Genomic DNA, 17,712 nt, shown 5'->3' on the forward strand with positions numbered 1-17,712 from the left:
ATTCCTGAAGAACACCCTCCTTTCTCCAACGCGACCACCAGGCATCGGCAAGCCCCGAGTCGCTTTGCGAATTTCCCCGGTGCGGGACAGACGGCACGCCGAAGTGCCTGCCGCACGCACCGATCCTCTTACCTCGCGAACCAAGGAAAGACGATGCAGATGTCCAGTCGAGACAACATCACCTGGCCTCTCTCCGCTGCTCAGACCGGTGTCTGGTTTGCCCACCAACTCGACACCTCCGGTGTGGCGTACAGCATCGGTGAGTACCTCGAAATCAACGGACCGATGGACGTCGGTGCGCTTGAATCCGCGGTCCGAACGACCTTGATGGACGCCGAGACGCTGCGTGTCCGACTGGTCGAGACGCCCGGAGCGGGACCGCAGCAGGAACTGGTTGCGGAGGTTGAGAACCCGCTGCAGTTCCTTGATCTCAGCGGTGAGACGGATCCGGCAGCGACTGCCCGAATATGGATGCAGGCAAATATGTCGACCCCCATAGACATACTGCATGACGACCTGAGGCTTTTTCTCCTGTTCAAGCTTTCAGAAAACCGTTACTTCCTTTACCTCCGCTACCACCACATCGTGATGGACGGGTACAGCGATGCCATGATCATCCGTCGAGTGGCCGAGCTGTACAACAGCCTGACCGACGGCACGCCGTGCCCCGAGACGTCTATCGGACCTCTGCAGACGCTGCTCGAGGAGGACGCGGCCTACCGGGCATCCGAGCAGTTCACGCGTGACCGCAAGTTCTGGCTGGAGCGGCTCGCCGACCTCCCGGACGTTGCCAGCCTGGCCGTTCGAGCCGATGGCACGACCGACTCGGGGCGTGCGCGCTGCTCGGCCACCCTTCCGCAGGACACTCTGGACGCCCTGCGGAAGACCGCACGTCAGGTCAGGACCAGCTGGTCCGCGCTCGTGACCGCCGCAACCGCCGTCTACCTGCAGCGCATGACAGGAATGCAGGACCTGACAGTGGGCATGGCCGTGACGGCACGGCCCTCATCTCTGAAGAGCATTCCGGGCATGACCTCCAACCATCTGCCGCTGCGGCTGCGGATCAGTCCGGAAATGAGCTCGGCCGACCTCATACGCCAGACCTCACAGGAGATCCGGCAGCTGCTGCGCCACCAGCGCTACCGCTACGAAGACATCCGCCGCGACCTTCAGATGATCGATGACGGCAGGAAGCTCTTCGGGGCATCGATCAACATCATGGCGTTCGACTACGACCTCCAGTTCGGCGGGCATCCTGTCACCGCGCACAACCTCTCGAACGGCCCAGTGGACGAGCTGGCGATCGCCGTGTACGAGCGGTCCAACGGAAGCGGCCTGGGAATCGACTTCGACGTCAATTTGAGTCACTTCACCGAGGCCGAGGCCGCCGCCCACCAGGAGCGTTTCGTTCGCTTCCTGGAAGAGTTCGCCGCTGCAGGCATGGACGTACCCGTGGGCCGGATCGACATGCTCGCACCGGGAGAGCGTGATCGGATTCTGGGCGACTGGATCGATACGGGAGTGGTGGCTCCGGATTCGACTTTGGCGCGGGAGTTCGAGGCGCAGGTGCTTCGGACGCCGGATGCGTCGGCGGTGGTGTCCGGTGAGGGAGAGTTCACCTATGCGGAGTTGAACGCGCGGGCGAACCGGTTGGCGCATGTGCTGATGGGCATGGGAGTGACTGCCGAGGACCGGGTGGCTGTGCTGCAGGAGCGGTCGGTCGATCTGGTGGTCTCGGTGCTGGCCGTGGTGAAGGCCGGTGGGGCGTATGTGCCGCTGGACGGGCGTTCGCCGGTGGGCCGGCTGGAGGCGGTGATGGCGGACACGGGGGCGTCGGTGCTGTTGACGGACCGTGCCTCGCTGGGGATGGTGTTCGGGCACGATGCCCGTGTGGTTGTGGTCGATGATCTGGCTTCGGGTGCGGAGGTCTGGGACGATCCGGGTGTCGCCGGGTGCGCGGAGCAGCTGGCGTATGTGATGTACACGTCGGGCTCGACGGGTGTTCCGAAGGGCGTGGCGATCACGCAGGGTGATGTGCTCGCTCTGGCGAGGGACCGCCGGTGGGCGTCGGGCGCGCATGAGCGGGTGTTGATGCACTCACCGCACGCCTTTGACGCGTCGACGTATGAGATGTGGGTGCCGCTGCTGTCCGGCGGAACGGTGGTGGTGGCCCCGCCGGGCGAGCTGGACACTCGTACCCTCGAGCAGCAGATCACCGGCCAAAACGTCACCGCGTTGTGGGTGACGTCCGGGTTGTTCCGCCTGCTGGTGGAGGAGTCCCCGGCGTGCTTTGCGAGTGTGCGCGAAGTGTGGACAGGCGGTGATGTGGTGCCGGCCGCGACGGTCCGGCGTGTGCTGGAGTCCTGCCCCGCAACCGTCGTCACCGACGGATACGGTCCGACGGAGACCACAACCTTCGCGACGAGTCACCCCCTGCGTTCCCTGCAGGACGTGCCGGACGTGATCCCCATCGGCCGTCCGCTGGACGGCATGCGGGTTTACGTACTGGATGCGGGGTTGCAGCCGGTGCCGGTGGGTGTGGCGGGTGAGTTGTATATCGCGGGTGCGGGTCTGGCTCGTGGTTATCTCAACCGTGCCGCTCTGACCGCGGAGCGGTTTGTGGCGAGTCCGTTCGGTGGTGCGGGTGAGCGGATGTATCGGTCCGGTGACCTGGTGCGGTGGACCGCGGACGGTGAGTTGGTGTTTGTCGGCCGGGTCGATGAGCAGGTGAAGATCCGTGGTTTCCGGATCGAGTTGGGGGAGATCGAGTCTGTTCTCGCTCGTTGTGATGGTGTGGCGCAGGCTGCTGTGGTGGTTCGTGAGGATCAGCCGGGTGTGAAGCGGCTGGTGGCCTATGTGATGCCGGTGGGTGAGGGAGATGCTCCCGATCCCGCGGTGCTGCGTGATCATCTGGTCGCCGATCTGCCGGATTACATGGTCCCGGCGGCGTTCGTGATGGTGGAAGAGCTGCCGTTGACGCCGAACGGGAAGCTGGACCGCAGGGCCCTGCCCGCACCCGATTTCGGTGGTTCGGCCACCAGCCGGGCCCCGCGCACCCCGCGTGAGGAGGTGCTGGCGGGTCTGTTCACGGAGGTCCTGCGGCTGGAATCGGTCGGTATCGACGACAGCTTCTTCGACCTCGGCGGCGACTCCATCGTCTCGATCCAGCTGGTGTCCCGGGCCCGCAAGGCGGGCCTGGTACTCACTCCCCGGGATGTGTTCACGCACAAGACCGTGGCCAATCTTGCCGCGGTGGTGCGTGATGAGTCGGCCGCGGTCAGCGAGGCCGCGGGCGCCGGGGTGGGTGCTGTGATCCCCACTCCGATCATGGAGTGGCTGCGTGAGCGCAACGGACCGGTGGACGGCTTCAGCCAGTCGATGCTGCTCCAGGTCCCGGCTGGCCTGGGAGCAAAGCCGCTGGCGGCCGCGGTCCAGGCACTGCTGGACCGGCATGACGCCCTGCGCATGCACCTGACCACGGACGCTAAGTCGGGTGCGTGGACGTTCGAGATTCCTGTCCCGGGCTCGGTGCCGGCCACGGGCTGTGTCACCCGGGTGGATGTCGAGGGTCTGGACGCACGGGAACTGCAAGAGACGATCGAGGAACAAACGGCCGCGGCGCAGGGCCGGCTGGCGCCGGCCGCGGGTGTGATGGTGCAGGTCGTCTGGTTCGACGCGGGTGCGCAGGACTCCGGCCGACTGCTGCTGATGGTTCATCACCTGGTGGTCGACGGTGTGTCCTGGCGTGTCCTGCTCCCGGACCTGGAAAGCGCCTGGCGGGCCGCGGCCCAGGGCGCGAACATCGATCTGGATGCGGTGCCGACGTCGTTCCGCACCTGGTCGGCACGTCTGGCCCAGGAAGCACTCGAGCCCTCGCGGGTGGCGGAACTGGATCTGTGGAAGGAGATGCTGCAGCAGGACGACCCGCTGCTGACCGAACGTGGCCTGGATCCGGCCCGGGACACCCTCGCCACCGCATCGTCCCTGTCACTGAGTCTGCCCGCCGATGTCACCGAGCCGCTGCTGACCGTGCTGCCCTCGCTGTTCCACGCCGGCATCAACGACGTGCTGCTGACAGGACTGGCACTCGCCGTCGCAAACTGGCGCAAGCACCGCGGCCTCGACACAGGATCCACCGTCCTCATCGACCTCGAGGGCCACGGCCGCGAAGAGATCATCCCCGGCGTGGACCTTTCCCGCACAGTGGGATGGTTCACCAGCGCCTTCCCCGTGCGACTCGACCCCGGGTTCGCAGGCTGGACGGATGTGGATCCCGCAGACGTTCTGTTCGGGCGTGCGCTGAAGGCGGTGAAGGAACAGCTGCACGCTCTGCCTGATCACGGCATCGGCTACGGACTCCTGCGTCATCTGAATCCGGACACCGCTGCGGAGCTGGCCGGGCTGCCGGAGGCACAGATCGGGTTCAACTACCTGGGCCGTTTCGCTGCGGTCGACTCCGCGGCACGGGCAGTCGACTGGCAGACCGCGGCCGAGGCCGGTGCTCTGGGATCGGGCGCCGACCCGCAGCTGCCGCTCGCCCACACCATCGAGGTCAACGCGCTCACCGAAGACCACGCGGACGGCCCCCGGCTGGTCGTCGACTGGTCCTGGGCCGGCGACCTTCTCCAGGAGCAGGACGTCCGGGATCTCGCCGAAAACTGGTTCCAGGCACTGCGGGCCCTGGCCGCACACGCCACGACACCCGGCGCCGGCGGACACACCCCCTGCGACCTGGCCCTGGTCGACATCGACCAGAACGGAATCGACGAACTCGAGAGAGTCTTCCCCGATCTTTCCGACATCCTGCCGCTGTCCCCGCTCCAGCAGGGCCTGCACTTCCACGCCCTCTACGACAACGACGGCAACAACAACGACAGAGACAGCGACAGCAGTCTTGACGTCTATAACTTCCAGATCAGCTTTGTGATCGAAGGCCCCCTCCTGGTCAGCCGATTGCGAGATGCTGCGCAGGCTCTGCTGGTGCGGCACCCGAACCTGCGGGCCGCATTCGTCCAGACGGCCTCCGGCGAAGCGGTCCAGGTCGTGCCCGGCAAGATGGTCCTGCCCTGGGAAGAGGTGGACCTGACCACTCTCGACCAGCAGGCGCGGGAGGAGGAACTGGGCCGGCTGCTGGAAGAGGACCGAATCCGCCGGTTCGAGATGACCGACCCGCCGCTGATCCGCTTCACCCTGGTCCGCATCGCCCAGGACCAGCACGTGTTCGTGTTCACCAACCACCACATCCTGCTCGACGGCTGGTCCGTGCCGATCGTGATGAGCGACCTGTTCGCCCTCTACGCCGATGCCACCGACGGCACACTGCCCGCCGTCGTTCCGTTCAAGAACTACCTGACCTGGGTCGCCGGACAGGACCGCCAGGCCGCGGAATCCGCCTGGCGCGAAGTCCTGGCCGGCCTGGAAGAACCCACCCTGGTCGCCGGATCCGACACACACCGCACACCCGTGCTCCCCGAACGCCACACCACCGAACTGTCCACCGAATTCACCCAAGCCCTCACCACCACCGCACGCGGCCTGGGACTGACGGTCAACACACTGATCCAGGGCGCCTGGGCCATCGTCCTCGGACGCATGACCGGCCGCCAGGACGTGGTCTTCGGCACCACCGTCTCCGGCCGCCCCGCCGAACTGCCCGGCGTCGAGAACATGGTCGGACTCTTCATCAACACCGTCCCCCTCCGCGTCCGCATCAACCCCGCCGAACCCATCGGCCACCTCCTGGCCCACATCCAGGACCAGCAGTCCACCCTCATGGCCCACCAGCACCTCCAGCTCGCCGACATCCAACGCCTCACCGGACTCGGCGAACTCTTCGACACCACCACCGTCTTCGAGAACTACCCCGTCAACTCCGAGGCTCTGAGGCTGGCCGGGGGCCTGAACATCACGAGCGTGGAGGGCCGGGACGCCACCCACTACCCGATCAGCCTTGCCGCATTCCCCGGAGAACGGCTGAAGGTGATCCTGGAATACCGGCCGGATCTGTTCGGCGAGGAAGACATCGCACGGTGGGTAGAGGGCCTGCAGCGAATGCTGGAGGCCGTCGTCACCGACATGAACACACCCGTCGGCAGGATCGACACCCTCTCCCACAACGAACGGACCCTGATCCTGGGCGACTGGATCGACACCGGGTCGCACCCCGTCCCCCGGGCGACGCTGCCGGCGCTGTTCGAGACACAGGTGGCGCTGACCCCGGACGCACCGGCCGTGGTCTTCGGCACGGAAGAACTCACCTACGCCGAACTGAACACGCGCGCCAACCAGCTGGCACACCTGCTTATCGACCAAGGAGTCGGCCCCGACCAGATCGTGGCCCTGGCCATGCCCCGCTCCACGGAAGCTGTTGTCGCCATCATCGCGGTACTCAAGGCGGGTGCCGTCTACCTGCCCGTCGACCCCGAGTACCCGGCCGAGCGCATTTCCTACATGCTCACCGACGCACGGCCGGTCCTCGCGCTGACCACTGAACGGTTCCTGGAGCGTCTCCCGAAGACCGTGACGGCCATGGCACTGGACAGTCAGGAAGTTCGTGCCCGGTCGGAGCAGTTCTCGGAGCTCAATCCAACGAACGCGGACCGGATCCGTCCGTTCCTGCCTGGGCACCCGGCCTACGTGATCTACACCTCCGGTTCCACCGGTCGGCCCAAGGGCGTGGTGATCGAGCAGCAGGCCGTCGCCCAGTTCATCCTCACTAACGCGTCGGCGTACGGCATCGACGAGCGGGCGCGAGTACTCGCCTTCGCTGCTTTCACCTTCGACGTGTCCATCCTTGAAATCTTCTCCACCCTGGTCAGCGGCGGCATGCTTGTGCTGGCCTCAAGTGAAGAGCGCCTGAACGCCGATGCGCTGCAGGAACTCCTCATAGAAAAAGCAGTGACAGTGGCGGACCTGCCTCCTGCGCTGATGCCGCTACTCCGTCCCGAAAAGCTCCCCGCGCTGCGACTGGTGTCCGTGGGTGGTGAGGCGCCGGCGGGAAGCCTCGTCGACGAATGGGCCACAGCCGAAAGGGAATTCTGGAACGCCTATGGTCCCACCGAGACCACGGTGACAGCTACGTTGATGCGCTGTCTGCCGCCGTCTCACGGGCAGACGCCCCCGATCGGCCGTCCGATCGACAACGTCCAGGTATATGTGTTGGATGCGGGGTTGCAGCCGGTGCCGGTGGGTGTGGCGGGTGAGTTGTATATCGCGGGTGCGGGTCTGGCTCGTGGTTATCTCAACCGTGCCGCTCTGACCGCGGAGCGGTTTGTGGCGAGTCCGTTCGGTGGTGCGGGTGAGCGGATGTATCGGTCCGGTGACCTGGTGCGGTGGACCGCGGACGGTGAGTTGGTGTTTGTCGGCCGGGTCGATGAGCAGGTGAAGATCCGTGGTTTCCGGATCGAGTTGGGGGAGATCGAGTCTGTTCTCGCTCGTTGTGATGGTGTGGCGCAGGCTGCTGTGGTGGTTCGTGAGGATCAGCCGGGTGTGAAGCGGCTGGTGGCCTATGTGATGCCGGTGGGTGAGGGAGATGCTCCCGATCCCGCGGTGCTGCGTGATCATCTGGTCGCCGATCTGCCGGATTACATGGTCCCGGCGGCGTTCGTGATGGTGGAAGAGCTGCCGTTGACGCCGAACGGGAAGCTGGACCGCAGGGCCCTGCCCGCACCCGATTTCGGTGGTTCGGCCACCAGCCGGGCCCCGCGCACCCCGCGTGAGGAGGTGCTGGCGGGTCTGTTCACGGAGGTCCTGCGGCTGGAATCGGTCGGTATCGACGACAGCTTCTTCGACCTCGGCGGCGACTCCATCGTCTCGATCCAGCTGGTGTCCCGGGCCCGCAAGGCGGGCCTGGTACTCACTCCCCGGGATGTGTTCACGCACAAGACCGTGGCGAACCTTGCCGCGGTGGTGCGTGATGAGTCGGCCGCGGTCAGCGAGGCCGCGGGCGCCGGGGTGGGTGCTGTGATCCCCACTCCGATCATGGAGTGGCTGCGTGAGCGCAACGGACCGGTGGACGGCTTCAGCCAGTCGATGCTGCTCCAGGTCCCGGCTGGCCTGGGAGCAAAGCCGCTGGCGGCCGCGGTCCAGGCACTGCTGGACCGGCATGACGCCCTGCGCATGCACCTGACCACGGACGCTAAGTCGGGTGCGTGGACGTTCGAGATTCCTGTCCCGGGCTCGGTGCCGGCCACGGGCTGTGTCACCCGGGTGGATGTCGAGGGTCTGGACGCACGGGAACTGCAAGAGACGATCGAGGAACAAACGGCCGCGGCGCAGGGCCGGCTGGCGCCGGCCGCGGGTGTGATGGTGCAGGTCGTCTGGTTCGACGCGGGTGCGCAGGACTCCGGCCGACTGCTGCTGATGGTTCATCACCTGGTGGTCGACGGTGTGTCCTGGCGTGTCCTGCTCCCGGACCTGGAAAGCGCCTGGCGGGCCGCGGCCCAGGGCGCGAACATCGATCTGGATGCGGTGCCGACGTCGTTCCGCACCTGGTCGGCACGTCTGGCCCAGGAAGCACTCGAGCCCTCGCGGGTGGCGGAACTGGATCTGTGGAAGGAGATGCTGCAGCAGGACGACCCGCTGCTGACCGAACGTGGCCTGGATCCGGCCCGGGACACCCTCGCCACCGCATCGTCCCTGTCACTGAGTCTGCCCGCCGATGTCACCGAGCCGCTGCTGACCGTGCTGCCCTCGCTGTTCCACGCCGGCATCAACGACGTGCTGCTGACAGGACTGGCACTCGCCGTCGCAAACTGGCGCAAGCACCGCGGCCTCGACACAGGATCCACCGTCCTCATCGACCTCGAGGGCCACGGCCGCGAAGAGATCATCCCCGGCGTGGACCTTTCCCGCACAGTGGGATGGTTCACCAGCGCCTTCCCCGTGCGACTCGACCCCGCGGGAGGTCCGGGCCGCCCGGCCGACTGGGCCGAACGAGCGACGCCCCGCTCCCCACGCAGCGGGTTCGCGGGCTGGAGGGATATCGATCTCGGGCGTGCGCTGAAGGCGGTGAAGGAACAGCTGCACGCTCTGCCTGATCACGGCATCGGCTACGGACTCCTGCGTCATCTGAATCCGGACACCGCTGCGGAGCTGGCCGGGCTGCCGGAGGCACAGATCGGGTTCAACTACCTGGGCCGTTTCGCTGCGGTCGACTCCGCGGCACGGGCAGTCGACTGGCAGACCGCGGCCGAGGCCGGTGCTCTGGGATCGGGCGCCGACCCGCAGCTGCCGCTCGCCCACACCATCGAGGTCAACGCGCTCACCGAAGACCACGCGGACGGCCCCCGGCTGGTCGTCGACTGGTCCTGGGCCGGCGACCTTCTCCAGGAGCAGGACGTCCGGGATCTCGCCGAAAACTGGTTCCAGGCACTGCGGGCCCTGGCCGCACACGCCACGACACCCGGCGCCGGCGGACACACCCCCTGCGACCTGGCCCTGGTCGACATCGACCAGAACGGAATCGACGAACTCGAGAGAGTCTTCCCCGATCTTTCCGACATCCTGCCGCTGTCCCCGCTCCAGCAGGGCCTGCACTTCCACGCCCTCTACGACAACGACGGCAACAACAACGACAGCATCGATGTCTACAACGCGCAGCTGACCGTGCACCTCAACGGTCCGCTGCAGACCGACCTGCTGCGGGGTGCTGCGCAGGCTCTGCTGGTGCGGCACCCGAACCTGCGGGCCGCATTCGTCCAGACGGCCTCCGGCGAAGCGGTCCAGGTCGTGCCCGGCAAGATGGTCCTGCCCTGGGAAGAGGTGGACCTGACCACTCTCGACCAGCAGGCGCGGGAGGAGGAACTGGGCCGGCTGCTGGAAGAGGACCGAATCCGCCGGTTCGAGATGACCGACCCGCCGCTGATCCGCTTCACCCTGGTCCGCATCGCCCAGGACCAGCACGTGTTCGTGTTCACCAACCACCACATCCTGCTCGACGGCTGGTCCGTGCCGATCGTGATGAGCGACCTGTTCGCCCTCTACGCCGATGCCACCGACGGCACACTGCCCGCCGTCGTTCCGTTCAAGAACTACCTGACCTGGGTCGCCGGACAGGACCGCCAGGCCGCGGAATCCGCCTGGCGCGAAGTCCTGGCCGGCCTGGAAGAACCCACCCTGGTCGCCGGATCCGACACACACCGCACACCCGTGCTCCCCGAACGCCACACCACCGAACTGTCCACCGAATTCACCCAAGCCCTCACCACCACCGCACGCGGCCTGGGACTGACGGTCAACACACTGATCCAGGGCGCCTGGGCCATCGTCCTCGGACGCATGACCGGCCGCCAGGACGTGGTCTTCGGCACCACCGTCTCCGGCCGCCCCGCCGAACTGCCCGGCGTCGAGAACATGGTCGGACTCTTCATCAACACCGTCCCCCTCCGCGTCCGCATCAACCCCGCCGAACCCATCGGCCACCTCCTGGCCCACATCCAGGACCAGCAGTCCACCCTCATGGCCCACCAGCACCTCCAGCTCGCCGACATCCAACGCCTCACCGGACTCGGCGAACTCTTCGACACCACCACCGTCTTCGAGAACTACCCCCTCGACCCCAACACCCTGGGACTGCCCGACGAGAGGCTGACCGTCGCCGCAGTCCAGGGCCAGGACGCCACCCACTACCCAATCAGCCTTGCCGCACTTCCCGGAGAACGGCTGAGGATGGAACTGAGCTACCAGCCGGATCTGTTCGGCGAGGAGGACATCGCGCGGTGGGCCGAGGGCCTGCAGCGAATGCTGGAGGCCGTCGTCACCGACATGAACACACCCGTCGGCAGGATCGACACCCTCTCCCACAACGAACGGACCCTGATCCTGACCGACTGGATCGATACGGGAGTGGTGGCTTCGGGTTCGGCTTTGGCGCGGGAGTTCGAGGCGCAGGTGCTTCGGACGCCGGATGCGTCGGCGGTGGTGTCCGGTGAGGGAGAGTTCACCTATGCGGAGTTGAACGCGCGGGCGAACCGGTTGGCGCATGTGCTGATGGGCATGGGAGTGACTGCCGAGGACCGGGTGGCTGTGCTGCAGGAGCGGTCGGTCGATCTGGTGGTCTCGGTGCTGGCCGTGGTGAAGGCCGGTGGGGCGTATGTGCCGCTGGACGGGCGTTCGCCGGTGGGCCGGCTGGAGGCGGTGATGGCGGACACGGGGGCGTCGGTGCTGTTGACGGACCGTGCCTCGCTGGGGATGGTGTTCGGGCACGATGCCCGTGTGGTTGTGGTCGATGATCTGGCTTCGGGTGCGGAGGTCTGGGACGATCCGGGTGTCGCCGGGTGCGCGGAGCAGCTGGCGTATGTGATGTACACGTCGGGCTCGACGGGTGTTCCGAAGGGCGTGGCGATCACGCAGGGTGATGTGCTCGCTCTGGCGAGGGACCGCCGGTGGGCGTCGGGCGCGCATGAGCGGGTGTTGATGCACTCACCGCACGCCTTTGATGCGTCGACGTATGAGATGTGGGTGCCGCTGCTGTCCGGCGGAACGGTGGTGGTGGCCCCGCCGGGCGAGCTGGACACTCGTACCCTTGAGCAGCAGATCACCGGCCAAAACGTCACCGCGTTGTGGGTGACGTCCGGGTTGTTCCGCCTGCTGGTGGAGGAGTCCCCGGCGTGCTTTGCGAGTGTGCGCGAAGTGTGGACAGGCGGTGATGTGGTGCCGGCCGCGACGGTCCGGCGTGTGCTGGAGTCCTGCCCCGCAACCGTCGTCACCGACGGATACGGTCCGACGGAGACCACGACCTTCGCGACGAGTCACCCCCTGCGTTCCCTGCAGGACGTGCCGGACGTGATCCCCATCGGCCGTCCGCTGGACGGCATGCGGGTTTACGTACTGGATGCGGGGTTGCAGCCGGTGCCGGTGGGTGTGGCGGGTGAGTTGTATATCGCGGGTGCGGGTCTGGCTCGTGGTTATCTCAACCGTGCCGCTCTGACCGCGGAGCGCTTCATCGCCAACCCCTACAGCACCAACGGTGAGCGGATGTACCGCACCGGCGACCTCGCGCGATGGACCGCCGACGGACAACTGGAATACGTCGGCCGCGCCGACGAACAGGTCAAACTCCGTGGTTTCCGGATCGAGCTGGGGGAGATCGAGGCCGTACTTTCCCGGCACGAGTCGGTCCGCCAGGCTGCTGTGGTGGTTCGTGAGGATCAGCCGGGTGTGAAGCGGCTGGTGGCCTATGTGATGCCGGTGGGTGAGGGAGATGCTCCCGATCCCGCGGTGCTGCGTGATCATCTGGTCGCCGATCTGCCGGATTACATGGTCCCGGCGGCGTTCGTGATGGTGGAAGAGCTGCCGTTGACGCCGAACGGGAAGCTGGACCGCAGGGCCCTGCCCGCACCCGATTTCGGTGGTTCGGCCACCAGCCGGGCCCCGCGCACCCCGCGTGAGGAGGTGCTGGCGGGTCTGTTCACGGAGGTCCTGCGGCTGGAATCGGTCGGTATCGACGACAGCTTCTTCGACCTCGGCGGCGACTCCATCGTCTCGATCCAGCTGGTGTCCCGGGCCCGCAAGGCGGGCCTGGTACTCACTCCCCGGGATGTGTTCACGCACAAGACCGTGGCGAACCTTGCCGCGGTGGTGCGTGATGAGTCGGCCGCGGTCAGCGAGGCCGCGGGCGCCGGGGTGGGTGCTGTGATCCCCACTCCGATCATGGAGTGGCTGCGTGAGCGCAACGGACCGGTGGACGGCTTCAGCCAGTCGATGCTGCTCCAGGTCCCGGCTGGCCTGGGAGCAAAGCCGCTGGCGGCCGCGGTCCAGGCACTGCTGGACCGGCATGACGCCCTGCGCATGCACCTGACCACGGACGCTAAGTCGGGTGCGTGGACGTTCGAGATTCCTGTCCCGGGCTCGGTGCCGGCCACGGGCTGTGTCACCCGGGTGGATGTCGAGGGTCTGGACGCACGGGAACTGCAAGAGACGATCGAGGAACAAACGGCCGCGGCGCAGGGCCGGCTGGCGCCGGCCGCGGGTGTGATGGTGCAGGTCGTCTGGTTCGACGCGGGTGCGCAGGACTCCGGCCGACTGCTGCTGATGGTTCATCACCTGGTGGTCGACGGTGTGTCCTGGCGTGTCCTGCTCCCGGACCTGGAAAGCGCCTGGCGGGCCGCGGCCCAGGGCGCGAACATCGATCTGGATGCGGTGCCGACGTCGTTCCGCACCTGGTCGGCACGTCTGGCCCAGGAAGCACTCGAGCCCTCGCGGGTGGCGGAACTGGATCTGTGGAAGGAGATGCTGCAGCAGGACGACCCGCTGCTGACCGAACGTGGCCTGGATCCGGCCCGGGACACCCTCGCCACCGCATCGTCCCTGTCACTGAGTCTGCCCGCCGATGTCACCGAGCCGCTGCTGACCGTGCTGCCCTCGCTGTTCCACGCCGGCATCAACGACGTGCTGCTGACAGGACTGGCACTCGCCGTCGCAAACTGGCGCAAGCACCGCGGCCTCGACACAGGATCCACCGTCCTCATCGACCTCGAGGGCCACGGCCGCGAAGAGATCATCCCCGGCGTGGACCTTTCCCGCACAGTGGGATGGTTCACCAGCGCCTTCCCCGTGCGACTCGACCCCGCGGGAGGTCCGGGCCGCCCGGCCGACTGGGCCGAACGAGCGACGCCCCGCTCCCCACGCAGCGGGTTCGCGGGCTGGAGGGATATCGATCTCGGGCGTGCGCTGAAGGCGGTGAAGGAACAGCTGCACGCTCTGCCTGATCACGGCATCGGCTACGGACTCCTGCGTCATCTGAATCCGGACACCGCTGCGGAGCTGGCCGGGCTGCCGGAGGCACAGATCGGGTTCAACTACCTGGGCCGTTTCGCTGCGGTCGACTCCGCGGCACGGGCAGTCGACTGGCAGACCGCGGCCGAGGCCGGTGCTCTGGGATCGGGCGCCGACCCGCAGCTGCCGCTCGCCCACACCATCGAGGTCAACGCGCTCACCGAAGACCACGCGGACGGCCCCCGGCTGGTCGTCGACTGGTCCTGGGCCGGCGACCTTCTCCAGGAGCAGGACGTCCGGGATCTCGCCGAAAACTGGTTCCAGGCACTGCGGGCCCTGGCCGCACACGCCACGACACCCGGCGCCGGCGGACACACCCTGCGACCTGGCCCTGGTCGACATCGACCAGAACGGAATCGACGAACTCGAGAGAGTCTTCCCCGATCTTTCCGACATCCTGCCGCTGTCCCCGCTCCAGCAGGGCCTGCACTTCCACGCCCTCTACGACAACGACGGCAACAACAACGACAGCATCGATGTCTACAACGCGCAGCTGACCGTGCACCTCAACGGTCCGCTGCAGACCGACCTGCTGCGGGTGCTGCGCAGGCTCTGCTGGTGCGGCACCCGAACCTGCGGGCCGCATTCGTCCAGACGGCCTCCGGCGAAGCGGTCCAGGTCGTGCCCGGCAAGATGGTCCTGCCCTGGGAAGAGGTGGACCTGACCACTCTCGACCAGCAGGCGCGGGAGGAGGAACTGGGCCGGCTGCTGGAAGAGGACCGAATCCGCCGGTTCGAGATGACCGACCCGCCGCTGATCCGCTTCACCCTGGTCCGCATCGCCCAGGACCAGCACGTGTTCGTGTTCACCAACCACCACATCCTGCTCGACGGCTGGTCCGTGCCGATCGTGATGAGCGACCTGTTCGCCCTCTACGCCGATGCCACCGACGGCACACTGCCCGCCGTCGTTCCGTTCAAGAACTACCTGACCTGGGTCGCCGGACAGGACCGCCAGGCCGCGGAATCCGCCTGGCGCGAAGTCCTGGCCGGCCTGGAAGAACCCACCCTGGTCGCCGGATCCGACACACACCGCACACCCGTGCTCCCCGAACGCCACACCACCGAACTGTCCACCGAATTCACCCAAGCCCTCACCACCACCGCACGCGGCCTGGGACTGACGGTCAACACACTGATCCAGGGCGCCTGGGCCATCGTCCTCGGACGCATGACCGGCCGCCAGGACGTGGTCTTCGGCACCACCGTCTCCGGCCGCCCCGCCGAACTGCCCGGCGTCGAGAACATGGTCGGACTCTTCATCAACACCGTCCCCCTCCGCGTCCGCATCAACCCCGCCGAACCCATCGGCCACCTCCTGGCCCACATCCAGGACCAGCAGTCCACCCTCATGGCCCACCAGCACCTCCAGCTCGCCGACATCCAACGCCTCACCGGACTCGGCGAACTCTTCGACACCACCACCGTCTTCGAGAACTACCCCCTCGACCCCAACACCCTGGGACTGCCCGACGAGAGGCTGACCGTCGCCGCAGTCCAGGGCCAGGACGCCACCCACTACCCAATCAGCCTTGCCGCACTTCCCGGAGAACGGCTGAGGATGGAACTGAGCTACCAGCCGGATCTGTTCGGCGAGGAGGACATCGCGCGGTGGGCCGAGGGCCTGCAGCGAATGCTGGAGGCCGTCGTCACCGACATGAACACACCCGTCGGCAGGATCGACACCCTCTCCCACAACGAACGGACCCTGATCCTGACCGACTGGAACGACACCGGATATTCGGTCTCTGCGGCGACGCTGCCGGCGCTGTTCGAGACACAGGTGACACTGACCCCGGACGCACCGGCCGTGGTCTTCGGCACGGAAGAACTCACCTACGCCGAACTCAACACACGCGCCAACCAGCTGGCACGGTATCTGGTCGGCCGTGGGGTGGGTGCGGAGTCGCTGGTGGCAGTGGCCCTGGAGCGGTCCACGGAGCTTGTGATCACTTTGCTGGCGGTGCTCAAGGCCGGCGGGACGTATCTGCCCGTCGACCCCGAGTACCCGGCCGAGCGCATCGCCTACATGCTCAGCGATGCACAGCCGGTGCTGGCCGTCACATCGGAGGCGGTGCAGAGCGCTCTGCCCGCAGGGCTGAGTCGTGTCCTTCTGGACAGCACCACTGTCACCGACGCGCTGGACGGGCAGAAGTCGACGAACCTGACCGGAAATGATCTGGTCAGGCCGCTGCGATCGGCTCATCCGGCCTACGTGATCTACACCTCTGGTTCCACCGGCCGGCCCAAGGGCGTGGTGGCCGTGCACGAAGGTGTGGTGAACCAACTGCTGTGTCTTCGTGAGGCCACCGAAATGAGTAGGGGTGACTTCGTCCTCAGCCGGACGTCGGTCAGCTTCGATGCTGCCGGCTGCGAGGTATGGCTGCCGCTGGTCAGCGGTGCGGCAATGTCCATCGCGACCGTGGAGGAGATACGCGACCCGCAGCAGTTGGTGGCTCACATCGTGGACCATGGCGTCACGGCCGCCCAGCTCGTGCCCTCGATCCTGGCGACGCTCCCGATGGAGCAGAAGCCCGGTGGGCTCCGGCTCGTCCTGGCCGGCGGAGAGGCTCTTCCCGCACCCCTGGCAACCCAGGTTGCCCAGGCGTGGGACTTGCCCCTGATCAATCTGTACGGACCCACTGAGGCGACCATCCAGGTGACCTACGGCCATTGGAACGCACAGTGCCAGGGCGAAGCGACCGTGCCGATCGGCCGTCCGGTGTGGAACACCCAGGCCTACGTGCTCGATGCCGCACTGCAGCCAGTACCGGTCGGCGTGGCGGGCGAGGTGTACGTCGCGGGTGTCCAGCTCGCTCGTGGTTATCTCAACCGTGCCGCTCTGACCGCGGAGCGCTTCATCGCCAACCCCTACAGCACCACCGGTGAGCGGATGTACCGCACCGGCGACCTCGCGCGATGGACCGCCGACGGACAACTGGAATACGTCGGCCGCGCCGACGAACAGGTCAAACTCCGTGGTTTCCGGATCGAGCTGGGGGAGATCGAGGCCGTACTTTCCCGGCACGAGTCGGTCCGCCAGGCTGCTGTGGTGGTTCGTGAGGATCAGCCGGGTGTGAAGCGGCTGGTGGCCTATGTGATGCCGGTGGGTGAGGGAGATGCTCCCGATCCCGCGGTGCTGCGTGATCATCTGGTCGCCGATCTGCCGGATTACATGGTCCCGGCGGCGTTCGTGATGGTGGAAGAGCTGCCGTTGACGCCGAACGGGAAGCTGGACCGCAGGGCCCTGCCCGCACCCGATTTCGGTGGTTCGGCCACCAGCCGGGCCCCGCGCACCCCGCGTGAGGAGGTGCTGGCGGGTCTGTTCACGGAGGTCCTGCGGCTGGAATCGGTCGGTATCGACGACAGCTTCTTCGACCTCGGCGGCGACTCCATCGTCTCGATCCAGCTGGTGTCCCGGGCCCGCAAGGCGGGCCTGGTACTCACTCCCCGGGATGTGTTCACACACAAGACCGTGGCGAACCTTGCCGCGGTGGCAGAGGTGATACGGGACCTGAAGGCCGGGAACGAGAAGGCGTCGGTGCTGGAAGAGCCGCTGCTCGAACTGGACAGCGACGAACTCGCCGAATTCGAAGCGGCGTGGGAGGAAATCCAGTAGTACGTCTGCCGACGCTCCGGTTGTCTGGCTGGCTCGCATGTTCAGGCAGGCGAGCGGATCCATTGCACGGGACACACGAAAACCCTGCAATGAATCCCTCCGGGTTGGGGCTGTTCCCGAACAGCCCCAACCCAGAGCGGATCGATTGACCAACGTGGCCACCAGCATCAACGCGGCAGCCGAGGCGGCAGACCACCGGCCTTCGACCGCGAAACTCATAAGCAGCGCAAAACCGTAGAATGTTGCATCAACCGGCTCAAGCAATGGCAAGGCATCCCCAACCGCTACGAGAAGACCGCCACCATCTGCCCGGCCAGA

Annotated in this window: 1 protein-coding gene; it reads left to right on the top strand. The window is 66.8% G+C overall.

Annotated elements, in window-relative coordinates; translation table 11 throughout:
* Nucleotides 1-159: 159 nt before the first annotated feature.
* A complete protein-coding gene (locus ACICHK_RS41805) occupies nt 160-17,394 on the top strand; it encodes a non-ribosomal peptide synthase/polyketide synthase (protein WP_406841549.1) in 17,235 nt (5,744 codons plus the stop codon).
* The last annotated feature ends 318 nt before the right edge of the window (nt 17,395-17,712 follow it).

Source organism: Streptomyces sp. AHU1 (assembly GCF_045343905.1).
GTDB lineage: Bacteria > Actinomycetota > Actinomycetes > Streptomycetales > Streptomycetaceae > Streptomyces > Streptomyces triticiradicis.